Annotated in this window: 19 protein-coding genes; 5 read left to right on the top strand and 14 right to left on the bottom strand. The window is 64.4% G+C overall.

Translation table 11 applies throughout. The annotated features are described in order from the left end of the window. Window positions 1-4: 4 nt before the first annotated feature. The 8 genes from HWX22_RS13340 to HWX22_RS13305 all read right to left on the bottom strand — a co-directional run bounded on the left by HWX22_RS13340 (window position 5) and on the right by HWX22_RS13305 (window position 7,351). Entirely contained in the window at window positions 5-997 is a 993-nt protein-coding gene (locus HWX22_RS13340; RefSeq protein WP_059532993.1) for a type II secretion system F family protein, read from the bottom strand. Next, entirely contained in the window at window positions 990-2,357 is a 1,368-nt protein-coding gene (locus HWX22_RS13335; RefSeq protein WP_059818084.1) for a CpaF family protein, read from the bottom strand. Before HWX22_RS13335 ends, HWX22_RS13340 begins: the two co-directional genes overlap by 8 nt. Window positions 2,358-2,360: 3 nt before the next feature. Then, window positions 2,361-3,635, bottom strand: a complete 1,275-nt coding sequence (locus tag HWX22_RS13330) for a fimbrial protein (RefSeq protein WP_175908273.1) — start codon at window positions 3,633-3,635, stop codon at window positions 2,361-2,363. 60 nt (window positions 3,636-3,695) lie between these two features. After that, a complete protein-coding gene (locus HWX22_RS13325) occupies window positions 3,696-5,027 on the bottom strand; it encodes a type II and III secretion system protein family protein (protein WP_059532999.1) in 1,332 nt (443 codons plus the stop codon). Window positions 5,028-5,091: 64 nt separating this feature from the next. Next, window positions 5,092-6,027, bottom strand: coding sequence for a Flp pilus assembly protein CpaB (cpaB, locus tag HWX22_RS13320; RefSeq protein ID WP_059818082.1), 936 nt, complete (start codon window positions 6,025-6,027; stop codon window positions 5,092-5,094). A gap of 89 nt (window positions 6,028-6,116) precedes the next feature. Further along, on the bottom strand, window positions 6,117-6,560 hold the full coding sequence (locus HWX22_RS13315) for a TadE family protein (protein ID WP_059533005.1): 444 nt from the start codon (window positions 6,558-6,560) through the stop codon (window positions 6,117-6,119). Beyond that, complete coding sequence (locus HWX22_RS13310) at window positions 6,557-7,057, bottom strand: prepilin peptidase (RefSeq protein WP_175908272.1); 501 nt, start codon at window positions 7,055-7,057, stop codon at window positions 6,557-6,559. Before HWX22_RS13310 ends, HWX22_RS13315 begins: the two co-directional genes overlap by 4 nt. A gap of 87 nt (window positions 7,058-7,144) precedes the next feature. Beyond that, a complete protein-coding gene (locus HWX22_RS13305; protein ID WP_059533012.1) occupies window positions 7,145-7,351 on the bottom strand; it encodes a Flp family type IVb pilin in 207 nt (68 codons plus the stop codon). A 667-nt stretch (window positions 7,352-8,018) separates the two neighbouring features. Here HWX22_RS13305 and HWX22_RS13300 point away from each other — a divergent pair. From HWX22_RS13300 to HWX22_RS13285, 4 genes are all read left to right on the top strand, one after another. After that, window positions 8,019-9,707, top strand: a complete 1,689-nt coding sequence (locus HWX22_RS13300; RefSeq protein WP_175915788.1) for a collagen-like triple helix repeat-containing protein — start codon at window positions 8,019-8,021, stop codon at window positions 9,705-9,707. A gap of 40 nt (window positions 9,708-9,747) precedes the next feature. Further along, window positions 9,748-11,097 (top strand): collagen-like triple helix repeat-containing protein, encoded by a 1,350-nt coding sequence (locus HWX22_RS13295; protein WP_059818077.1) that lies wholly within the window; start codon window positions 9,748-9,750, stop codon window positions 11,095-11,097. 144 nt (window positions 11,098-11,241) lie between these two features. Further along, window positions 11,242-12,927: a ShlB/FhaC/HecB family hemolysin secretion/activation protein gene (locus HWX22_RS13290; protein ID WP_175915787.1), complete on the top strand. Its 1,686-nt coding sequence runs from the start codon at window positions 11,242-11,244 to the stop codon at window positions 12,925-12,927. Window positions 12,928-13,093: 166 nt separating this feature from the next. Continuing rightward, window positions 13,094-13,555 (top strand): DUF2147 domain-containing protein, encoded by a 462-nt coding sequence (locus HWX22_RS13285; protein ID WP_059818074.1) that lies wholly within the window; start codon window positions 13,094-13,096, stop codon window positions 13,553-13,555. A 102-nt stretch (window positions 13,556-13,657) separates the two neighbouring features. Here the strand turns inward: HWX22_RS13285 and HWX22_RS13280 are convergent, their stop codons facing one another. From HWX22_RS13280 to typA, 6 genes are all read right to left on the bottom strand, one after another. Then, the gene (locus HWX22_RS13280) at window positions 13,658-14,068 is read right to left on the bottom strand and encodes a transposase (protein ID WP_175908266.1); all 411 of its coding nucleotides are present in this window, start codon (window positions 14,066-14,068) and stop codon (window positions 13,658-13,660) included. A 144-nt stretch (window positions 14,069-14,212) separates the two neighbouring features. Beyond that, window positions 14,213-15,310, bottom strand: coding sequence for a cell division protein ZapE (zapE, locus tag HWX22_RS13275; protein WP_059533030.1), 1,098 nt, complete (start codon window positions 15,308-15,310; stop codon window positions 14,213-14,215). A gap of 98 nt (window positions 15,311-15,408) precedes the next feature. Beyond that, on the bottom strand, window positions 15,409-16,839 hold the full coding sequence (gene lpdA / locus HWX22_RS13270) for a dihydrolipoyl dehydrogenase (protein ID WP_057924323.1): 1,431 nt from the start codon (window positions 16,837-16,839) through the stop codon (window positions 15,409-15,411). Between the two features lie 81 nt (window positions 16,840-16,920). Next, window positions 16,921-18,198, bottom strand: coding sequence for a 2-oxoglutarate dehydrogenase complex dihydrolipoyllysine-residue succinyltransferase (gene odhB, locus HWX22_RS13265; RefSeq protein WP_059691809.1), 1,278 nt, complete (start codon window positions 18,196-18,198; stop codon window positions 16,921-16,923). Window positions 18,199-18,334: 136 nt separating this feature from the next. Beyond that, window positions 18,335-21,199: a 2-oxoglutarate dehydrogenase E1 component gene (locus HWX22_RS13260; protein WP_059818071.1), complete on the bottom strand. Its 2,865-nt coding sequence runs from the start codon at window positions 21,197-21,199 to the stop codon at window positions 18,335-18,337. A 317-nt stretch (window positions 21,200-21,516) separates the two neighbouring features. Then, on the bottom strand, window positions 21,517-23,343 hold the full coding sequence (typA, locus tag HWX22_RS13255; RefSeq protein WP_059533039.1) for a translational GTPase TypA: 1,827 nt from the start codon (window positions 23,341-23,343) through the stop codon (window positions 21,517-21,519). A gap of 346 nt (window positions 23,344-23,689) precedes the next feature. On the opposite strand from typA, the gene HWX22_RS13250 reads away from it, so the two are divergent. Next, the gene (locus HWX22_RS13250) at window positions 23,690-24,181 is read left to right on the top strand and encodes a MarR family transcriptional regulator (protein WP_059691810.1); all 492 of its coding nucleotides are present in this window, start codon (window positions 23,690-23,692) and stop codon (window positions 24,179-24,181) included. The last annotated feature ends 66 nt before the right edge of the window (window positions 24,182-24,247 follow it).

The raw sequence follows: 24,247 nt of genomic DNA, 5'->3' as shown, positions 1-24,247 counted from the left end.
CGCATCACCTGAGTCGAGCCATTCGATACAGCCATACGCTACCCGCAACCTGCGCCAGGAACGCGAACATGAGGAGCATTTGCCCGCTCGGATCGTTCCACATCCCTTCCAGGTACTTCGGATTGGTCATCACGACAAAGCTGCCGATCCCGATCGGCAACATCACGAGCACGAATGCCGACAGCCGCGTTTCCGCCGACATCGCCGTCAGCTCGCGCTCCGCTTGCTCGAGGTCGCGCATGAAGACGGCCATCCGCTCCAGCATGACGTCCGCACGACCGCCGTACTTGACCGACAACCGCAGTACCGAGCCGAGCAATTCGAACTCCTCGGTCCGGTAGATCTTGGCGATGTGAAGCATCGCGCGATCGATCTCGACACCCGAGCGCAGCATCCGGGACACGTGATCGAGACACCCCCGCAGCGGCTCCTCCGTCGTCAGCAGCGCGGCCTGGAATGCGGCCGGCACGCTGTTGCCGAGCGTCACCAGTCGCACGATCCCGTCGAGAAACGACGGGATCTGCCGGACGATTTTCAGTCGCCGCTTCTGGATTCGCGACGTGAGCCAGACACCGAAGATCGCGCCGCCGCACGCAAGCGCCGCGAAACACGCAAGCACGCCGCCGCGGCTGCCCGCGATTGCCGCCACCGCGGCGAGAGCGGCCAGCGCGACGATCGCCTTGCCGCGTGCGCCTTCGATCCCCGCACGGTTCACGAGGTTGGTCAGATACTCCGTTGCGAGCGCATACCAGTGCGCCCAGAAAGCACGAGACGCGGCATTGTGCGCGCCACCGGACGACGACACGGCCCGCGACGCGGCAGATGCCGCCGATCGTGCAGCCGGTGCCGCCACGCGCACGCCGGGTTCGAGCCGACTGTCGATGAAGCGCTTCGCATCGGTGCGCACGCGCCGGGTTTCCGCATGTCGCCACAGCATCAGTGCCGATGCCACGCACAGCATCGCGACCGCGAGCACCCAGATCATCGCGCTATACATTGAAGCCCCCGCCGCGGCCGAAACCGCCGCCACCAAAGCCGCCACCGAAACCGCCCCCGCCCATCGCGCTGTTCGTCAGCGTCTGGCGGAAGCGCGCAAGCTTCGGCGAATGCGGATGGATGCCGAGCGATTCCCAGTGATCGATTTCCTCGCCTTCCGGCGTCACGCGCGCTTCGTAGCGATACAGCTCCTGCGTCGCGATGATGTTGTCGGACAGCCCTGTCACCTCGGTGATCGACAGAATCCGGCGGCGTCCATTCGACAGCCGGCCGATCTGCACGATGAAATCGATCGCGTTCGCGATCTGGCGACGCAAGCTCGACTCGGTCCCCTGGAAGCCGGCGAACCCGGCGAGCATCTCGAGACGGTACAGGCACTCGCGCGGCGAACTCGCGTGCACGGTGCCCATCGAGCCGTCGTGGCCCGTGTTCATGGCCTGCAGCATTTCGAGCACTTCACCGCCGCGCACTTCGCCGACGATGATCCGGTCCGGACGCATCCGCAACGTGTTGCGCAGCAGGTCGCGAATCGTCACGACACCGCTGCCGTCGAATCCGCCGGGACGGCTTTCGAGCCGCACGACGTGCGGGTGGTTCAGCGACAGCTCCGCCGTATCCTCGATCGTCACGACGCGCTCGGCCTCCGGAATGTGGAACGCGAGCGCGTTGAGCAGCGACGTCTTGCCCGAACTCGTGCCGCCCGACACGAGCACGTTGCAGCGTGCCTCGACCGCCGCCTCGAGCAGCGCGCCGATCTCGTCGTTGTACGTGCCATTGCCGAGCAGGTCCGAGGGCTTGAGCGGATCCTTGCGGAATTTGCGGATCGACACGATCGGTCCGTCGATCGACAGCGGCTCGATCACGACGTTCACGCGGCCGCCATCGGGCAGTCGCGCGTCGACCATCGGGTTCGATTCGTCGAGACGACGCCCGATCGGCGCGAGGATCCGGCGCACGATCCGCAGCAAATGCGCGTTATCGGTGAAACGCACAGGCAGCTTCGCGAGAATCCCGTGCCGCGACACGTACACGTCGTTGTAGCCGTTGATCAGGATGTCCTCGACCGCCGGATCCGCGAGCAGGTCCTCGATCGGTCCGAAGCCGGCGAGTTCCTTCGTCAGGGCCTCGGCGATCGCCCGCACCTCGTTCTCGTTGAGCGGAATGCGGCGCAGGCGGACGAAGCTGTCGATCTCGAGATCGACGAACTGATTGATCGCCTGGCGCGACCATCGGCCGAACTCGGCGCCCAGTTCCTCGATACGCGTCAGCAGGTGCTCGTGCGCCGCATTCTTGATGTCGTGGAATTGCTGCGTCTGGGAGAACGGCGCTGCGCCGTCGGCGAATTGAATGTCGTGTGCCATCGGTTATGACCGCTTGGACGAGGGTTGAATGAAGCGTTTGAGCGCCGACAGGCCGGGCGCCGCGCGCGACGCGCCCGCCACGCCCGATACGCCGGGCAGCCGCGTGGCGAGGGATTCGAGTGCGCGCACATACGGATCGCGCTCCGCCGCGTCGATGATGAGGCGTCCTTGGTTTGCCGCATGGCCGATCGCGACGCGACGTGCCGGCAAGGTGCCCACCAACGACAACCCGAGACGCTCGGCGATCTGACCGGGCATCAGATCCAGCGCGGAATCGTACTGGTTGACCACGAGCTTGACGCGATCGGTATCGACGCCCGCATCGCGCAACCCGGTGAGCAGGTCGGCGGCCGAAACGATCGACGCGACGCCCTGATCGCAGACAAGCCACGCCTCGTCGGCCGATGCCGCGATCTGCGTGACGAACTCCCGATTCGAGAACCCGCCGAGATCGACGACCTGCTGGTCGAAGAATGCACGGAAACGGTTCAGCAAGCCGATGCACGACGCATAGGACACATCGCGCAGTCCGCCGAGGTCCGGCGGCAGCGTCGTCAGTGCGACGCCGCTCTGGTGTCGCGTGAGCGCGGTGTTCACGAACGTGCGATCGATGCGGCGCAGATTCTGCACGGCATCGATGAAATGGAATTCGCAGCGCGTGTTCAGGAACAGCGCGCCGTCACCGGCCGGCAGCCCCAGGTCGATCAGCGCGGTCTGGCGCCCGGCCGGCGCGCCGCCGTCCGGGCCGCCCGTCGCGCCCGGGCCGAGCGCCCGCTTCTGCAGCCAGACCGCGAGATTCGCGGCAAGCGTGCTGACGCCCATGCCCGCGCGCGCGCCGAGCAACGCGACGACCTTGCCGTGGCGGCTCGTCGGCTCGCCGACGTGGGAGAGCAATCCACGCGTCGTTCGCAGCGCATCCTCGGCCGATGCCGATACGTCGATGAAGTCGCGCACGCCCGCACGCAGTGCGGCGAGCGTGCTCTCCGGCTGGGTGAGCGAGCCGAGCGCGACGATCGGCAACCCCGGATGCACCGCACGTACCGTGGCCGCGGCGACGCTCGCCGCTTCGCTGCGTTCGGAGAAGTCGATGAACACGAGGGCCGGATTGAGCCCGGTGATGCGCTGTGCCAGCACACCCGGTTCCAGCGACGCGGCCTCGACCGCACCGGCCGAAACCAGCGTATCGGCCAACCAGCGCACATGCGCTTCCTTTGTCGACGCACAAACGAAGTAGTCGGTCACGGCGGGTTCACACAATGATTGGGTTCGTGCATTCATGTCGAACACCCCCGATTACGCATGGCGTAGCGACGTGCCGCGACGCGCAATGCTTCAGATTCATTTCGAAAACCCCGGTGCCGCATCCGGCGACGCCGCACCGCCCAGATAGGATCGCCACACCGGCCCGTCACGCTGCTCCGACAACTCGCCGGGCGTCGCAGGCAGTACCGCCCCCTTCGCGATCGGTGCGACGAGATGCGGTGTCACGATGATCAGCAATTCCTTGTCGTTCTGCTGGTAGTTCAGGTTCTTGAAGAACGTGCCGATGATCGGCAGGTCGCCGAGCAGCGGCACCTTGCTCACGTTCGACAATGTCTGGCGATCGATCAGTCCGCCGATCACGAAGCTCTCGCCGTCACCGAGTTCGACCGTCGTATCGGCACGACGCGTCGTGATCCCCGGCACGGCGACGCCGCTGATCGTCACGCTGTTCACGAAGTCGAGCTGGCTCGATTCCGGTGCGACCTTCAGCGCGATCCGGCTCGGACTCAGCACCGTCGGGGTCAGCGACAGCCCGACGCCGTATTGCTTCCACTGGATCGCGGTCGAGCCGAGTCCCTGCGGCGCGGGCACCGGAATCTCGCCGCCCGCGAGGAAGCTGGCGCTCTGACCGGACAGCGCGACGAGCGTCGGCTCCGCGAGCACGCGCGCCATGTTGTTTGCTTCGAGCAGCGACAGGTCGGCGAAGATGCCTCGTCCTGCTGCGTTCACAACCAGGTTGAACGCTGACGCGACCGGCGCGCCGAGCGTCGGAATGTATGAGCCCGTGCCCGGGCCCGCTGCGCCGTTATACGATTGCACGCCGCCCGGTGCGAACGAACCGAACGAAAAGCCGTTGCTCTGCTTGAAGAAATTGAAGCCGATCTGCTTGAGCACCGAACGGCTGAATTCCACCACCCGCACATCGACCTGCACGACGTTCTTGCCGGCCAGCGTCGAGCGATCGATCACCGTGCCTTTGGGGCTCATGTTTTTGGCGACCGCCGCGGCCCGTTCGTGAGCATCGAGCGATGCCGACGTTCCCCGCAGCACCGACGTCCCGCCGTACGCCTTCACCTGCGGCGTAGAACCGTCGAGTACCGCTTGCGCCGCCGCGTCGACGACTTCCACGCTCCACACCGTCGGCTCGTCGCGACCGCGCTCCCACAACATCACGTTCGTCGCGCCCGGCGCTTTCGCGGTCAGCAGCACGGAACCGGAACGACTGCCCTTCATGATCAGCACATCGGCGATTGCCGGATCACCGACGGCGACCCGCTGCAGCGCGTGGCCGGCGGAAATCTGCCGCTGCGCGCCGACGGCGAGCTCGATCGTGCCGCTCGCGCTTGCAATGGAGGCGAATGTCAGGGTCCAGAGCGCAATCGCGAATGCAATCAGTGTGTTTTTCATTGTTTGTTGGACCGTCGCACGGCCTTTACTTGTCGTCGCCGATATCGATTTCCATCGATGTTGTTCAATACGCGACCGTTTCCGACCGGCCGCCGCGGATCACCTCGATGCTGCCCCCGCCCCCGCTGCCGCCTGGTCGCATCGCCGGCGGCAAGCGCGACGGCAGCGGCGGCACGTTCACGTTGGCCACTGCGGTCCTCGACGTGCCGGACAGCTGTTGCAGCGATACGCCGGCCGCGGCAAGCGCCGACGGCGACAGCTTGTTGTCCGTGCGCACCGCCACCGTCTGCGTCGCGAGCTCGTCGTCGCGCGGGTTGCGCAGCGCGAGCGTCAACCGGCCGCTCGCCTCGCCGAGAGTCAACGCATCGACCTGCGCGGTCGGCACCGCGAGTACCGCGATGCGCGTGTTGCTCGGCTGGCCATTGCTGCCGTTCGTGTTGTTGCCGCTGTCGCGATCCGGCGTCGCATCGCCGAACGACAGCACGCGAACCTTCGACATCAGGAGCCGTGCCTGCGTCTGCGAGACTTCACCGTCGAACATCGCGCCACCTCCTTCCCGCTTCAGGTTCAGGAACACGTCGACGAAATTACCGGGCCGAAGGCGGTTGCCGACCGCATTGGTCTCGTCGACGCGAACCGCGATTGCGCGTTCGCCCGGCTCGACGTCCTCGGCAAGACCCGACACCAGTGCGCCCGAGACGACGGGTGCCGATGCTGGAATGTCGCGCGCCGGTACGCGACCGACCAGTGTGGCCGGATCGGAAAACGCCCCTGCCGGCGCTGGTGCGGTCGGCTGAATCTTCAACGCGTCTGCGGCGATCGGCTGACCGACCGACAGCGTGCGCGTCGCGACCACGACCGGCACCGGGGTCGCGGCCGCTGCCGGTTGCGCCGGGACAGGACTAGACGAACTGCGCCCGAGCATCCACGCGTAGATTCCGAGCAGAACGGCGATCGCAATCAGCAGCCCCGCGATGATCTTCGTTACGTTATTGGCCATGTTGTCGTATGGATACCGGATAAGGTCCGTGCAAATCTTTTTGTCTGACAATTAACACGACAAAAAACCGCCTCGTCGCGATGCGCAACTCATTGAAGCAACGACTGCGAAATCTGGACGACTGCCGTGCTTGTCAGCGGTTGGGTCAGAATGGTGCCCACGAAGGGCATGGTCGTTACCCAAGCTTGCGGCGAATAGCTCACCGTTACCGACAGGCAATACAGCGACGCGTCGTATTTGCATGCAGGTGCCTTCACCACGACATTCGGCGCGCTGATATTCAGCCAGCCGACGACGTCTTTCGCGGTCGCCTGCGCCTTCGCGGTTCGCGTCGTCAAATCCGGGGCGTAATTCAAGGCCGCGCGCGCGCCCTCACTGGCGGCGAACGTCAAACTTTGCTGAATCACGAAAACCATTCCGAAACAAATGATCCCGTAGCAGATCACGAAGAAAAGCGGAAATATGATTGCGAATTCGACTGCAGTCGCTCCGCGCTGCCGCCCGTATCCGCACCGCTTTCTCTGCCGCTTCATCGCACGCTCCCACCCGCGACGAGGCAGACGAGCCATACAGCCGCAGGGATTGCAAGGCACGCGCCATAAGGCGTCGCGCGATATCGACCGATCGTCGACGCCGGTGCGCCACGCCGCCACAACGTACCGAGCGGCGTGCGAGACAACAACAGCACGGCAAGCGCGTGAATCCCCGCTACAAGGCTTGCGGCGATCCAGAGCCACATCAGGCCATGAACGCCGCACCACGCGCCGAGGACGGCAAACACCTTCACGTCGGCCGCGCCCATCACCCCCAGGAAAAAGAACGGGAGAAGGCCCACCAGACCGACGAACGTGCCGAACAGCGCCTGGACGCGTCCGATGCCGAACGGATTTGCACCGTAAAAGGCGCTTGCAAATGCGGCGACCAACCCGCCGACAACGAGCAAATTCGGAATACGCCGGGAATGAATATCACTGGCCGTGACGAGCACTGCCCAGGCCAGGAACGCCCCGATAGAAAATAGATATGCCATCGCGCCAGACCGGTCGCGGATATAAGTTGAGCGGCTCGCCGCAGCAAGCCGCCCGATATCACGCCGAAAGACAATGATTGGGACTGCTTAACCCAATTTGCACGCCGCGGCCGTGCCCGAGCTACCGACCGTGCTGACGCACGTGCCGATGGTCGAGAACATCGAATTGAGATTGGTGCCGAGCGACGATACACCGGCGATGATGGCGACAGCGACCAGCCCCGCAATCAGACCATACTCGATCGCGGTAACCCCGTCTTCTTCCTTAAGGAAGCGCTTGATGAGTGCTTTCATTTTTTAATTCCTCGTGCCTGTGTGTACGTTCTTTGGCCTTTTATACGTTGTGCGTCCCCGTATATCTGGCCCTTGCCTCGCGCCGTTCGTTACACATGTGAAACGACAGCCGAGTGCGCTTTCTTTATATGTCACCCCGAGGGGTGCGTATCACAATTTGATGCAAGTTAACATTCGCGATAGTGACCCTCCTCGAACGTCGTGTACCGAACTGTACATTTCCTTACACCTGCTCCGGATTCTATATCCGTTCCTATTTAACTTCCAACCTCTTTTAAGACCGAACCGAAAAAACTTTCCGGGAGCACAACGTATTTGTACGGTGTTTCGGTACGATTTACACATAGGATTTACGATAGGTTAGATGTGCACACCTAATCCACCAGTAAAACAATCAGACCGCCCGCCAGCCCTGCCCGCCCCTCACGTTACGCCGCACGCGTAACGCCAATGTTGTGACGTTACGTTACGAAACGGCCGAAACCGTTCTCATTTGACTGCCCTTAAACAGATTCAACAATCTTTCAATTTGCCTAAATCCCTTTTCCGACAAGGAATTGCCTCGTTTAAAACCAATCATCGAACTGTCGGCCATCGAAATGGCACGACAGTTGCAGAGTAATCCGCGCATCACTCAACACAACATCAGCTTCAATGCGAGGACGAAATGGACATTCAGGTTATCCCTCATGGCACGCTCCGGACGACAATGATCGCGGCCACCGTGGCAGCCATGCTTTCCCTCTCCGCGTGCGGCGGCTCCGGCTCCATCAGCAAGGGGCTCAGCGGCGGCTCCAGCTCGGGCGGTGGCGATTCGATCTCCACGTCGGGCGGCGGCACCTCGGGCGGCACGTCCGGTTCGACGAGCGGCAGCACGTCGGGTAGCACCAGCGGCTCGACCAGCGGCAGCACGAGCGGCTCGACGAGCGGTTCGACGAGCGGCAGCACCAGCGGCACCACGAGTGGAACGAGCAGCGGCACGAGCGGCACCTCCGGTGTGTCGTCGAACGCGGTGGGAACCGTCCTCGCAAGCAGCAGCAATCTCGTCACGAATCTCGGCGGCACCGTATCCGGCCTCGGCTCCGTGATCGCCGGCCAGTCGCTGCCCGGCGTCAACCCGGGCACGACGCAGGCGGCAGGCGGCATCGTGCAGAACGTCGGCGGCGCGGTAACGGCGCTCGGCAATGGCCTCGGCAACGGTCTCGGCCAACTCGGCGCGACGAAGGACCCGATCGGCGTCACGGTCGCCAGCACCGGCGGCGTGGTGAACCAGCTCGGTGGCGCCGTCACGCAAACCGGCAACCTGGTCACGAGCCTCGGCACCGGCCCGCTGTCGCCGCTCGCGCCCGTCACCGGCGCCGTCGGTGGCCTCGTGACGCAGGTCGGCAACGCCGTATCGAACGGCGGCACCACGCTGTCCAACGTATTGTCGACCGGCCCGATCCAGCAGGTCACGCAGACGGTCAGCTCGGCGATCACGCCGATCACGACGATGGTCGGTCAGACGACGCAGACGATCGGGACGGCCACCGGCCTCGGCGCCCCGCTCAACATGCTGCTCGGCACGATCGGCAACGGCCTGAACCAGGGCGGCGCGCTGATCGCATCGACGGGCGGCAACCCCGTCACGACCGGCCTCGGCAACACCGTCTCGTCGACCGGCAATACCGTGAAGGCTGTCGGCGGCCTGTTCACGGGCGGCACCAGCGGCGCAACCAACCCGCTCGCGCCGCTCACGGGCCTCCTCACGACGGTCACCGGCACGCTCGGCGGTGCAGCGGGCGGCACCAGCGGCGGCCCGCTTGCCCCGGTTACGGGCCTCGTCTCGACCGTCACCGGCGCACTCGGCGGCGCGACGGGCGGCGCCAGCGGCGGTCCGCTTGCCCCGGTTACGGGCCTCGTCTCGACCGTCACCGGCGCACTCGGCGGCGCGACGGGCGGCACCAGCGGCGGTCCGCTCGCGCCGGTCACCGGCCTTCTCTCCACCGTCACCGGCGCACTCGGCGGCGCGGCGGGCGGCACCAGCGGCGGTCCGCTCGCGCCGGTCACCGGCCTTGTCTCCACCGTCACGGGCGCACTCGGCGGCGTGGCCGGCGGCAGCAGTGGTCCGCTCGCGCCGGTCACGGGCCTGGTCTCCACGGTCACCGGCGCGCTCGGCAGCGCAACGGGCGGCGCAGGCGCCGGCAACCCGCTCGCCCCCGTGACGGGCGCCGTGTCCTCCGTCACCAGCACGGTCGGCGTACCGGCACTGAGCGGCAGCACGGGCGGTGTCACGAACTCGGGCTCGGGCTCGAACCTGCTCGCGCCTGTCACGTCGCTGATCGGCGGCCTGCTCGGCGGCACGCACGGCAAGTAATCGAACATCCATTCATCGACAAGACAGCGAGGAGTCCATCATGTCCCAGCAACGTTCCATCACGACGGTCGTCCTGCGCCAGTGGCGCGTGCCCCTCACCGCCTTCGCCGCGGCGTGCCTGCTGGCTGCCTGCGGCGGCAACAGCGTCAGCACGCCGCCGACCAGCAGCAACGGCGGCAGCTCCAGCGGCACGAGCGGTACCAGCGGCACGAGCGGCACCAGTGGCTCGTCCACCGGCACCAAGGGCGCTGTCAGCACGGTCGGCCAGACCGCAACGGATCTCGGCAGCACGATCGGCAACGTCAGCCTGCCGGGTCTCGGCGACGGCGTGACGAAGGGCGTCGGCAGCACCGTCTCGAGCACCGGCACGATCATCAACGCGGCCGCCGATGCGTTGAGCAACGGGCTCGGACAGACCGGCTCGATCAAGGATCCCGTCGGCACGACGGTCGCCGGCCTCGGGAATGTCGTCGGCGCGACGAGCAATACCGTGTCCGGGCTGAGCTCGACGGTCAAGGCGCTCGGCACGGGTCCGCTCGCACCGCTCGCCCCCGTCACGACGCCGGTCGGCACCGTGCTCGACACGGTCGCCAACGGCCTGTCGGCCGCGGGCACGACGATCGGCTCGACGCTGTCGTCGGGCGCCGTGCAGCAAGTGACGCAGCCGCTCAGCTCGGCCATCACGCCGCTGGTGATCACCGCGGGCCAGGTCACGCAGCAGGTCGGCACGACCACGGGTCTCGGACAACCGGTGTCGGGCCTGCTGGGCCAGATCGGCGGCGCAATCAGCTCGGCGGGCAAGCAGGTCGGCAGCACGTCGAATCAGCCGCTCGTCGGCGATGTCGGCCAGCTCGTCACCGCGGTCGGCAACACCGTGACCAATGCAGGCGGCCTCGTGAACCCGAACGGGCCGAACGGCGCGGCGCCGATCCCCGGCCTGATCACGAGCCTCGTCGGTGGCTCGACGGCTAACGTACAGAACGGCTCGTCGTCGGGCTCCAGCTCGACGAACCCGCTCGGCGGCCTGCTGTCCGGTCTCGGTTCGACGCCGCTCGGTTCGCTCACCGGCGCAGTCGGTGGCGCAACGGGCAGCTCGGGCAGCAGCCCGCTCGCACCGGTCACCGGTCTCGTGTCGACGCTGACGGGCACGCTCGGCGGCGCAACGGGTGGCGCAGGCGGGGCAAACCCTCTCGCGCCCGTCACCGGTTTGCTGAATACTGTCACCGGAGCAGTCGGCGGTGCGGCGGGGTCCGGGGCTTCGTCGAATCCGCTCGCACCGGTCACGTCGCTCGTTGGCGGCGCGACGGGGACGGCATCGTCGGGCAGCTCGACGGGGCTCCTCGCGCCGGTAACGGGGTTGCTGGGCACGCTGGGTAGCGTTGGCAAGTAAGGAGGACGGTCGCGCCTTTGCAGCCGGAGCATGAGGCGCGGCCGTACAAACACAACCGGCAATGCGGCAAGCGGCGCGCGACACCCTGGTGTCGCGCGCCTGCATTAGAAAGAAGACGAAAAGCAAGGCCTACGAGGAAGAACAATGAAATCCAGACTCGACAGATGGATGATGCTGCTCGCCATCGCGGCAGCAGGCACGGCACAAGCACAGACGCGCGCGGCAGGTAACCCGCTCGATTCCCTCCCCCAGATCAACGCACCGCAGAAAGGCCCGAGCGTCACCGTGCAGGTCGCGCCGCAGGCACCGCAACTGCAGGAGTTGCTGTCGCGGCACCTGACGCCGACGACGTTCCAGGTCGAAGGCGTGAAGTCCGTGCCTTTCGACGAAATCTCGCGTCGCTTCACGCCGCTCGTCGGCAAGGACATCACGATCGGCGAACTGATCGAAACCGCGAACGGCGTGACCAAGCTGTATCAGGATCGCGGCTATGCGCTGTCGTTCGCGTTCATTCCCGCGCAGACATTCGAGAACGGCGTCGTGCGCGTCACGGTCGTCGAAGGCTATGTGTCGGACGTCAAGGTCACCGGCAAGCCCGGCGCGATGGAATCGAAAATCCGCGCGATCGCCGCGCACATCACGGCCGATCGCCCGCTGCGCCGCGCGACGTTCGAACGCTACGTGAACACGTTCGGCCTCCTGCCCGGCGTGACGGTGAAGGCCAACGTGCCGCCGCCGCAAACGACCGACGGCGCCACGACGCTCGAACTGGCCGTCGACCGCAAGGCATTCAACATCAGCACCGGCATCGACTTCAATCACCCCGGCGTCCAGGGCCTCATCACCGCGACGGAGAACGGCCTCACGTCGTTCGGCGAGCAATTGAGCATTTCCGCGCTGGTGCCGCCCGGACGCGACAAGCAAACCTACGTCGCGTTCAGCGGTGCGGTGCCGGTCGGCAGCAGCGGGCTGGTCACGCGCCTCGATGCCAGCACGTATCGCGGCAAGCCGACCGACAACCCGGGCCTGCCGTCGACCGTCGAACGTACGGTCAAGAACGAGAAGCTCAGTCTTTCGGCATCCTATCCGTTGCTGCTGAACAACCAGCGCAGCCTGCTCGGCACCGTGTCGGGCTATGCGTCGCACAACGAGGACCGTTACCAGAACAAGATCAGCGGCAACAGCATCGACACGCGCTCGCAGGTCCGCGTGCTGCAAATGCAGCTCGACTACACGAGCGTGTCGGCCAAGCAGGTACAGAAGCTGAGCGTCAACGTCGCGAAGGGTTTCAACATTCTCGGCGCGTCGAAATCGCAGGACATCACGATCGGCTCGAACACGACATCGGTTGACAGCCCGATCTCGCTGACGTTCGTGCGCACCGGCGCAACCTTCACGCAGACCAACGAATGGCCGTTCAAAATCGGCACGTCGGTCTCGCTGACCGGCCAGTACAGCCCCGACTCGCTGCCGACGTCGGAGCAGATCTCGTTCGGTTCGACGCGCTATGCGCTCGGCTACCAGCCCGGCGAAACGTCCGGCGACTCGGGCTGGGGGATGTCGCTGGAGGTCAACCGCGGATTCACGCCGGGCTGGACGTATATGAAATCCATTACGCCGTACATTGCGTACGACATGGCGCGCGTGTATCTGCATACCGGCACGCCGTCGCCGAGCCGCCTGTCGTCGGTCGGTATCGGCGTGCGGTTTACGGACAGCCGTTACTACAGTCTCGACCTGAATATCGCGAAGCCGGTCGGCGATGCGCCGGTTGAAAGCGCATCGCGCAGCCCGCGCGTGAATGCCGCGTTCTCGTATCAGCTCAACTGATCGGTCACCAAACAGCCCGCGTCGCGCGGGCCGTTTGGATTAGAGCCCCCTCTATCAAACGCAGCGCGCGGTTTCACGTATTCTGGCAAAGCTCGCAACATGCCACCGCCCCATGCAGACGGTCGTGCGAGCGCATCGAATACGACATGAAACAAGGAGGAAGACGATGATTCAACTGACCCGCCCGTTGCGCACGCTGGCAATTGCAAGCGCGCTGCTCGCTTGCGCCGCCCCTACGTTCGCCCAAGCCGACAGCCCCGTCGGCATGTGGCAGACGATCGACGACAACACGCATCAGCCGAAGGCGCTCGTGCAGATCGCCGATGACGGCGAAGGCTCACTGGCGGGGAAGGTCGTCAAGGGCCTCGGCGCCAACGACACGCCCGATCGCCGCTGCACCGCATGCACGGACGAGCGCAAGGATCAACTCATCAAGGGCATGACGATCATCAAGGCGATGAAGAAGGACGGCGACCACTGGGACGGCGGCAATATCCTCGACCCGGAAAACGGCAAGGTCTACAAGTGCAAGATGTCGCTGGAAGACGGCGGCCAGAAGCTCGTCGTGCGCGGCTATATCGGCGTGTCGCTGCTCGGCCGGTCGCAGACCTGGGTTCGCGCGCAATAACGCGACGCGCGTCGATACGCGCAACGTAATGAAAAATCGGCCTGCGACGATGTCGTCAGGCCGATTTTGTTTTGATGCGGGCGCGAATGAATTCGACCGGCATCATGCCGCGCGCTTCAGCGCATCCGCCGCATAGCTGCCCGGTGCACGATACGCCGGCGCCGCAGCACTGCGCACCTCCGCCGCCTTCGACTGCGCGTGCTTGCGCATCCGCGTGGCCAGCTCCTTGCACAAATTCACGCCGGCGTCGCCATACAGCTCGCGCATCACCTGCATCAACGTGCCGGTCTCGTGCCACACCTTGAAGCGGCGATGGCACGTCTGGTACGACGGGTAGCGACGCGGCATCGCGGACCAGGTCGCACCGCTGTAAATCACCCAGAGTACGCCGTTCAGGACGGCGCGCGTGTTGGCCAACGGACGGCCGCGCAACTCGGTGCGCGGCTGCATTTCGGGCAGAAGCGGTACGACGCAGCGCCACTCATGGTCGGTCAGATCGCGATACGGTGTCATGGACATCTCCAGCCTTAGGAACCATGACTCAACGATATCGACAGCCCTCAACCATGAATATAAGACAAATCCGAAATTACCCCGAGATCGCGATAATTTAACCGGAATTGACGTTTGAAGTCCGTCATTTGCCGAAAACCGCGATCAGGTCAGCGAAGTATCGACGATGCGGCGCGGCGTCTCGAGGTATTCCTTCGACTGCATCTCGACGATCCGCGAAACCGTGCGCGCGAATTCGTTCGCCATCGGCCCTTCGACGTACAACTGCTCCGCCGGTACCGCCGCGGACATCAGCAGCTTGACCTTGTGGTCGTACAGCACGTCGATGAGCCAGGTGAAGCGCCGCGCCTCGGACGCCATCCGCGGCGACATCTGCGGCACTTCCGACAGCACGATCGCATGGAAGCGGCTGGCAAGCTCGAGATAATCGTTCTGCGAACGCGGGCCGCCGCACAGCGTCGCGAAATCGAACCAGACGACCCCGTCGGCCTTGCGCAGCGCCTTCAGCTCGCGCTTCTCGATATGCAGGATCGGGCTTTCGTCCGGCACCGCGGCGAGCTTCGCGAATGCATGACGCAGTTCGCGATCGGCATCCGCGCCGAGCGGCGTGTGGTACATCTGCACCTGCGCGAGCGTGCGCTGGCGATAGTCAACGCCCGCGTCGACGTTCAGCACGTCGAGCTTCTGCTTGATCAGCGCGATCGCCGGCAGCATGCGGTCGCGATGCAGGCCGTCGGGATACAGATCGTCGGGATCGTAGTTGGACGTCATCACGAACTGCACGCCGTTGTTGAACAGGCGATCGAGCAGCCGGTACAGGATCATCGCGTCCGCGATATCCGACACGTGGAATTCGTCGAAGCAGATCAGCCGATAGCGCTTCGCGATGCGTCGCGCGAGCTCGTCGAGCGGATCGGCCTGCCCTTTCAGCTCCTCGAGTTCGCGGTGTACCTCACGCATGAATTCGTGGAAATGCAGGCGCGTCTTGCGCTGCACGGGCACCACCGCGTAGAAGCTGTCCATCAGGAAGCTCTTGCCGCGACCGACGCCGCCCCACATATAGACGCCGCGCGGGAGGTCCGGATGATTGATGAGCTTCTTGAACGCGTTCGAGCGACGTGCCTTGTATTCGACCCACTCGTCGAAACAGCACTGCAGGCGATCGACGGCCGCGCGCTGGGCGGGATCGGACTGATAGCCGCGCGTGGTCAGTTCGCGCGTGTAGTATTCGGTGACGTTCATCGGGCAAACCGGAAAAAACGAAGGCGGACGGGAAACCCCGCCCGCCTTCGTCATGAGACGGCTGCGCCGGCCGATGGTCGACCGGCGCTATATCTCGCTCAGCTGTTCAGCGAGCGCTTGTCGACGGCGAGCGCCGCTTCGCGCATCACTTCCGACATCGACGGGTGCGGATGGCAGATGCGGGCGATGTCTTCCGACGCCGCCTTGAACTCCATCGCCACCACGGCTTCCGCGATCAGGTCCGACGCGTTCGCGGCGATCACGTGCACGCCGAGCAGTTCGTCGGTCTTCGCGTCCGCGATCATCTTCACGAAACCGTCCGGCGCGTTCATGCCGAGCGCGCGGCCGTTGATCGAGAACGGGAACTTGCCCGACTTGATCTCGCGGCCTTCGGCCTTCAGTTGCTGTTCCGTCTTGCCGACCCATGCGATTTCCGGGTACGTGTAGATCACCCACGGAATGCAGTTGTAGTCGATGTGCGGCTTCTGGCCGTCGATCACTTCCGCGACCAGCACGCCTTCGTCTTCCGCCTTGTGCGCGAGCATCGGGCCACGCACCACGTCGCCGATCGCATAGACGTTCGGCACCGCGGTACGGCAGTGGTCGTCCACGTCGATGAAACCGCGCTCGTTCGCCTTCAGGCCGATCGCCTCGAGGCCGAGGTTGTCGGTGTTCGGCACGCGGCCGACCGACACGATCAGGCGGTCGGCGTCGAGCGTCTGCGCGTTGCCGTCCTTGTCGGTGTAAGCGATCGACACGCCGTTCGCCGTCGTCTTCACGTCACCGATCTTCACGCCGAGATGGATGTCGAGGCCTTGCTTCTTGAACAGCTTGGCCGCTTCCTTCGCGAGCGCTTCGTCGGCTGCGCCGAGGAACGCCGGCAGCGCTTCGAGCACCGTCACTTCGGCGCCCAGGCGACGCCACACCGAGCCGAGTTCGAGGCCGATCACGCCTGCGCCGATCACGGCGAGCTTCTTCGGCACCGAGTCGAACGTCAGCGCGCCTTCGTTGTCCGACACGATCTTGTTGTCGACCGGGATGTTCGGCAGGTGACGCGCCTTCGAGCCCGTCGCGATGATCACGTTCTTCGCGGTGACGACTTCGGCCTCGCCCTCGCCGCTCACTTCGATCTGCACGCCGGCGTCGGTCTTGCCGGTGAACTTGCCATGGCCCTTCAGCCAGGTGATCTTGTTCTTCTTGAACAGGAACTCGATCCCGCTCGTCATCTTCTCGACGATCGCATCCTTGCGGCCGAGCATCTTCGCGACGTCGATCTTCACGCCGTCGACCGTGATGCCGTGGTCGGCCAGGTGATGCGACGTGTTCTCGAACTCTTCCGACGAGGCGAGCAGCGCCTTCGACGGGATGCAGCCGACGTTCAGGCAGGTACCGCCGAGCTTCAGCGCGCCGGCCGGGTTCTTCCACTTCTCGATACAGGCAACGGTCTTGCCGAGCTGCGCGGCGCGAATCGCGGCGATGTAGCCGCCGGGGCCGGCGCCGATCACGACGACGTCAAATTCCTTGGACATGACAATCCTTTCTACTTGTACGCCCGCACGGTCGCGCGTGTACGCGAGCGTGCGGAGCGGGTCAATGCAGTGAGACTCGGCTTACAGGTCGAGCAGCAGGCGTGCCGGATCTTCCAGAGCATCCTTCATCGCGACGAGCGACAGGACGGCTTCGCGGCCGTCGATGATCCGGTGGTCGTACGACAGTGCCAGGTAGTTGATCGGACGGATCACGATCTGGCCGTTTTCGACGACCGGGCGCTCCTTCGTCGCGTGCACGCCGAGGATGGCCGACTGCGGCGGGTTGATGATCGGCGTCGACAGCATCGAGCCGAACACGCCGCCGTTCGAGATCGAGAACGTACCGCCCGTCATTTCCTCGATCGACAGCTTGCCGTCCTTCGCCTTCTGGCCGAATTCGGCGATCTTCTTCTCGATGTCCGCGAGGCTCAGTTGATCGGCATTGCGCAGGATCGGCACCACGAGGCCGCGCGGCGAGCCGACGGCGATACCGATGTCGAAGTAACCGTGATAGACGATGTCGTTACCGTCGATCGACGCGTTCACGAGCGGGAACTTCTTCAGCGCATGCACGGCCGCCTTCACGAAGAACGACATGAAGCCGAGCTTCACGCCATGTTCCTTCTCGAACTTGTCCTTGTACTTGTTGCGCAGCTCCATGACCGGAGCCATGTTGACTTCGTTGAACGTCGTCAGGATCGCGTTGGTCTGCTGCGACTCGAGCAGACGCTCGGCGATACGCGCACGCAGACGCGACATCGGCACGCGCTGTTCCGGACGATCGTTGAGCCACGTCGTGGCCGACGCCGGCACCTTCACTTCCGGCAGCGACGGCTTTGCAGCGGCGGTCTTCGCCGGTGCGGCGGCCGGAGCAGCCTTCGGTGCGCTGCCTGCGGCCAGCGCGTCGCCCTTCGTGACGCGGCCGTCGCGGCCCGAACCGGCGACGTCGCCTGCCGACAGGCCCTTCTCGGCCAGCAGCTTCGCTGCGGCCGGCGATGCGGCTGCCGAGCTCGATGCAACCGCGGCAGCCGGCTGTGCTGCCGGTGCGGCTGCAGCGGGTGCTGCGGCCGGCTTCACTTCGGCGGCGCCCGCCGCTGCTTCGGCAGCACCTGCCTTCGCTTCGGTGTCGATCGTCGCGATGATCTGGTCGGCGACGACCGTGTCACCGTCGTTCTGCAGCACTTGCGCGAGCACGCCCGCGGCCGGTGCCGGCACTTCGAGCACGACCTTGTCGGTCTCGAGTTCGATCAGGATTTCGTCCTGCGCGACTGCTTCGCCCGGCTTCTTCTTCCACTGCAGCATGGTGGCTTCCGAAACCGACTCCGAAAGCTGGGGGACTTTGACTTCTACGATAGCCATGTGATTTTCCTGGATGCTTAATCTGGGTAATGACGAGGTTCGTGCGATTCCTTCGGCCGATGCGGCGCGCGACGCGCCCGGCGGGCCAAAAGACACGGGAAAGCGCTGCGCGCCTTCCCGTTTCGCTTGACGTCGATTATTTCGCGATCGATGCGCTCTTCAGGCGGCCGAACGCACCTTCGATGAGGGCCTTCTGCTGCTCGTAGTGCTTCGCGTAGTAGCCAACCGCCGGCGAGGCCGAAGCCGGACGGCCGCTGTATGCCAGCTTCTGCCCTTCCTTCATGCCTTCCTTCAGGTGGTGCTCGACGTAGAACCAGGGGCCCTGATTCTGCGGCTCGTCCTGCACCCAGACCACTTCAGTCGCGTTCTCGTACTTCTTCATTTCGGCTTCGAACTGCTTGTGCGCGAACGGATACAGCTGCTCGATACGGATGATCGCGACGTCGTTCGCCTTCGCTTCGCGGCGATGCGCGACGAGGTCGTAGTACACGCGGCCCGAACACGCCAGCACGCGCTTGACCTTCTTCGCGTCGATGCCGCCGTCGGTTTCGCCCAGCACCGGCTGGAACGAACCCTTCGCGAGTTCCGACAGGTCCGACACCGCTTCCTTGTGGCGCAGCAGCGACTTCGGCGTTGCGACGATCAGCGGCTTGCGGAACAGACGGATCATCTGGCGACGCAGCAGGTGGAAAATCTGTGCCGGCGTCGTCGGTTGAACGACCTGCATGTTGTGATCGGCACACAGCTGCAGGAAACGCTCGATACGCGTCGACGAGTGTTCCGGACCCTGGCCTTCGTAGCCGTGCGGCAGCAGCATCGTGAGACCCGACACGCGGCCCCACTTCACTTCGCCCGACGAGATGAACTGGTCGATCACGACCTGCGCGCCGTTGACGAAGTCGCCGAACTGGGCTTCCCACAGCACGAGCGTGTTCGGCTCGGCGGTCGAGTAACCGTATTCGAAGCCCAGCACCGCTTCTTCCGACAGCACCGAGTCGATCACCGTGAACTTCGCTTGACCGTCGGCGATGTTCTGCAGCGGCACGTACGTGCCGTCGTTCCAGCGTTCGCGGTTCTGGTCGTGCAGCACCGCGTGACGGTGCGTGAACGTGCCGCGGCCCGAGTCCTGGCCCGTCAGGCGCACCGAGTAGCCCGATGCGACGAGCGACGCGAATGCGAGGTGTTCGCCCATGCCCCAGTCGAGCGGCTGGTCGCCGCGCGCCATGTTGCGGCGATCGTTGATCACGCGCTCGACGAGCGGGTGGACCTTGAAGTTTTCCGGGACCGTCGTGATGCGTTCGCCGAGGCGCTTCAGTTCGGCGAGCGGCACGGCCGTATCGGCTGCATCCGTCCACTTGCGGTTCAGGAACGGAACCCAGTCGACCGCATACTTGCTCTTGTAGTTCGACAGGACCGGATCGACGGTGTGGTGGCCGTCGTCCATCGCCTTGCGGTACGCCTTCACGTAGTTGTCGGCGTCTTCGGCGGTGATCACGCCCTGCTGCACGAGCTTCTCGGCGTACAGCGCACGAGTGCCCGGGTGCTGCGCGATCTTCTTGTACATCAGCGGCTGCGTGACCGCCGGCGTGTCCTGCTCGTTGTGACCCAGCTTGCGGAAGCAGACGATGTCGATCACGACATCCTTGTGGAACTGCATCCGGTAGTCGATCGCGATCTGGATCGCGAGCACGACGGCTTCCGGATCGTCGCCGTTCACGTGCAGCACCGGCGCTTCGATCATCTTGACCACGTCGGTACAGTACAGCGTCGAGCGCGCGTCGCGCGGGTCGGACGTCGTGAAGCCGATCTGGTTGTTGATGACGATGTGCAGCGTGCCGTGCGTGCCGTAACCGCGCGTCTGCGCGAGGTTCAGCGTTTCCATCACGACGCCCTGGCCAGCGAAGGCCGCGTCACCGTGGATCTGCACCGGCAGCACCTGCAGGCCGTCTTCGTCGCCGCGGCGGTCCATCCGTGCCTTCGCCGAACCTTCGACCACCGGGTTCACGATTTCGAGGTGCGACGGGTTGAACGCGAGCGACAGGTGGACCGGACCGCCTTCGGTCGACACGTCCGACGAGAAGCCCTTGTGGTACTTCACGTCACCTGCCGGCAGGTCGTCGACGTGCTTGCCTTCGAATTCGGCGAACAGGTCGGCCGGCATCTTGCCCAGCGTGTTGACCAGCACGTTCAGACGGCCGCGGTGCGCCATGCCGATGATGATTTCCTGCACGCCGGTCTTGCCTGCGTGCTGGACGACTTCGTCCATCGCCGCGATGAAGCTTTCGCCGCCTTCGAGCGAGAAGCGCTTCTGGCCGACGTACTTGGTGTGCAGATAGCGCTCGAGGCCTTCCGCTGCCGTCAGGCGATTCAGGATGTGCTTCTTCTTGTCGATCGAGAAGGACGGCGTCGCGCGGGTCGATTCCAGGCGCTCCTGCCACCAGCGCTTCTGCTCCGGATCGCTGATGTACATGTATTCGGCGCCTATCGTGCCGCAGTACGTGTCACGCAGGCCCTTGACGATGTCGCGCAGCGAAGCCTGGTCGAAACCGAAATACAGGTTGCTTGCGCTGTACGTCTGGTCGAGGTCGCCTTCGGAGAAGTCGTAGAACGCGGGTTCGAGTTCGGGGATGGCGGGACGTTCGCGACGCTTCAGCGGATCCAGATTGGCCCATTGCGAGCCGAGGAAGCGATATGCGCTGATGAGGGACTGGACGTGGACCTGCTTGCGCGCGGTCGCCAGATTGCTCGTGCTTTCGCGCGGGATGAAGGCATTGGCCTTCGCACGCTCGGCAAACGATTCGACGATCGGGAAATGAGCAACGTCATTGGCGTTCGAGCCGTCGGTTGCAGGCACGTTCTGCAGCGCGTCGAAATACTCTCGCCAGTTCTCCGGCACCGATGCCGGATTGTTGAGGTATGCATCGTACAGTTCTTCAACGTACGAAGCATTGCCGCCGAACAGATAGGAGTTCAGCTGAAACTGCTTCATTACATCTGACATTTTACGCTCACCTTTCTTCGAGCTTCTCGAGAAATAGCGGGTTACTCAACCTTCCGCGACACGGCCTGACCGTTTAGCGGATTGCGAATCAAGTCTTGCTTGGAAGGACCTAAAACTTGCGTGCGCGCAGCATATCACAGAACCGATACCGAAGTTCACGGCGAAATGCGGCTGAAAGCACCGCGCGACGGGGTTTCGCCGGATTGCCGCGACTCGCGGGAACAGTGTTTTGCAACCCGCCCGATTGCACACTGCGCAGATGCAAAAAAGGCCGCCCGAAGGCAGCCTTTTTCGTCATGCACGGGAACAGCCGATGCTTAGTCGACCGCACCTTCGCGGCTCGCGCGGCGACGCTCGTGCTCCTTCAGGAAGCGCTTGCGCAGACGGATCGACTGCGGCGTCACTTCCACGAGTTCGTCGTCGTCGATGAATTCGACCGCGTATTCGAGCGACATCTGGACCGGCGGCACGAGACGCACGGCTTCGTCGGTGCCCGACGCACGCACGTTGGTCAGCTGCTTGCCCTTGATCGGGTTGACGACGAGGTCGTTGTCGCGGCTGTGGATACCGATGATCATGCCCTCATACAGCGCATCGCCCGGCTTCACGAACATGCGGCCGCGATCCTGCAGCTTCCACAGTGCGTACGCCACGGCAGCGCCGTCGTCCTGCGAAATCAGCACGCCGTTGCGGCGCTCGAAGACCGAGCCGTCCTTGACCGGTGCGTACGAGTCGAAGATGTGGCTCATCAGGCCGGTGCCGCGCGTCAGCGTCAGGAATTCGCTCTGGAAGCCGATCAGGCCACGCGCCGAGATCTTGTATTCCAGACGCGTGCGACCGCGGCCATCCGACGCCATGTCGAGCATTTCGCCCTTGCGGCGACCGAGCTCTTCCATCACGCCACCCTGATGCTCGTCCTCGACGTCGACGGTCAGCAGCTCGTACGGCTCGTGCCGCACGCCGTCGATTTCCTGCATCACGACGCGCGGACGCGACACGGCCAGCTCGTAGCCCTCACGGCGCATGTTCTCGACGAGAATCGTCAGGTGCAGTTCGCCGCGGCCCGACACTTCGAACACCGTTTCGTCACCGGTATCCTTCACGCGCAGCGCGACGTTGTGATTCAGTTCCTTCATCAGGCGGTCGCGGATCTGGCGGCTCGTCACGAACTTGCCTTCACGGCCGGCCAGCGGCGACGAGTTGACGAGGAAGTTCATCGTCAGCGTCGGCTCGTCGACGGTGATCATCGGCAGCGCTTCCGGCGTATCGACCGCGCAGATCGTCGCGCCGATGCCGACGTCTTCGATACCGTTGATCAGCACGATGTCGCCGGCTTCCGCCGACTCGACCTGCACGCGCTCGAGGCCCTTGAACGACAGCACCTGGTTGATCTTGCGGTTCAGCACGTCGCCTTCCGGACCGAAGCGCATCACGACCGGTTGACCCGGCTTGATGCGACCTCGCGTGATGCGGCCGACGCCGATCCGGCCGACGTACGTCGAAAAGTCGAGCGACGTGATCTGGAGCTGCAGCGGCGCTTCCGGGTCGGCCGGGCGAACCGGCACGTGCGCGAGGATCGCCTCGAACAGCGGACGCATGTCGCCTTCGCGGGTTGCCGGATCGAGCGACGCGTAGCCGTTCAGGCCCGATGCGTAGACGATCGGGAAGTCGAGCTGCTCTTCGGTCGCGCCAAGCTTGTCGAACAGATCGAAGGTCTGGTTGATGACCCAGTCGATCCGCGCGCCCGGACGGTCGATCTTGTTGATGACGACGATCGGCTTCAGACCGAGCGCGAGCGCCTTCTTCGTGACGAAGCGCGTTTGCGGCATCGGACCCTCAACGGCGTCGACCAGCAGCAGCACCGAGTCGACCATCGACAGCACGCGCTCCACCTCGCCACCGAAGTCCGCGTGCCCCGGCGTGTCGACGATGTTGATGTGCGTGCCTTCGTATTCGACCGCGCAGTTCTTCGCGAGAATCGTGATCCCGCGCTCTTTTTCGATGTCGTTCGAGTCCATCACCCGCTCGGCAATCTGCTGGTTCTCGCGGAAGGTGCCGGACTGGCGGAGCAGTTGGTCGACGAGCGTGGTCTTGCCGTGGTCGACGTGAGCGATGATGGCGATGTTGCGAAGGGCGCGGGTCATAGAAACCTGGAAATCGTTGAACGCGCAAACGCGCACGCTCGTCAGTCACCGGGACACGTGCGCGCGCGTTGCAGCTTTGAAACCGCAAATTATAGCACGTGAGGATGTCGAAAGCCGGACTGCCTTTGCAACGCAGCAAACGACGCCTCCCTGTCCTCGTCGCAGACGGGTAAATCGAGCCGGCAGATCGACCGGTCGACACCGCCGACGGCAAACCGAAAACCCTGACGACGACACGGGAATTTCGGGACGCGGAGCGCGCCCTCGCCCGTTCGATTAACATTTGCCGCGGCAAGCAATTGTGCCTATACTGCTGCCTAGTCAACTATTGCAGCTTCAGGGTTTTATGTCGGATTCTCCTTCCCAATCGCCTGTTTCGCCGCTGTCCTCGTATCAGATGAACGACAGCGTCGGTTATCTGATGTCGCGCGTGAAATCGGTGATGACCAACCTCGTCACACAGCGCACGCAGGAAGAGCTCGGCATCACGGGCACACAGGCGAGCATGCTGTTCATGATCGCGGTCGGCAAATGCTCGACGGCCGCGGAGCTCGCCCGGGAATACGGGATCGACGCGAGCGCGGTCACGCGCCTGCTCGATCGCGTCGAGAAGCGCGGCCTGCTGTCCCGTGTGCGCAGCATCGAGGATCGGCGGGTCGTGCGTCTCGAGCTGACCGACGAAGGCCGCGCGCTGGCAGAGCGGCTGCCGCCGGTGTTCCGCAGCGTGCTGGACCAATTGCTGGACGGTTTTACGCCTGAAGAAGTCGGGTTCCTGAAGAGCATGCTGCGCCGCATTCTCAGCAACTATTGCGAGACCGCCGGCGGTAGCGTCACGTAATAGTTGCCATAACAATTACTTTCGACAGATTAATGTAAGGAAATCCTTGCAGTGTCCATCATTCAT

The organism is Burkholderia sp. BCC1638, assembly GCF_902833195.1.
GTDB lineage: Bacteria > Pseudomonadota > Gammaproteobacteria > Burkholderiales > Burkholderiaceae > Burkholderia > Burkholderia diffusa.
The sequence above is the reverse complement of the archived record's forward strand: the minus strand, read 5'-3'. Positions and strand labels throughout refer to the sequence as shown.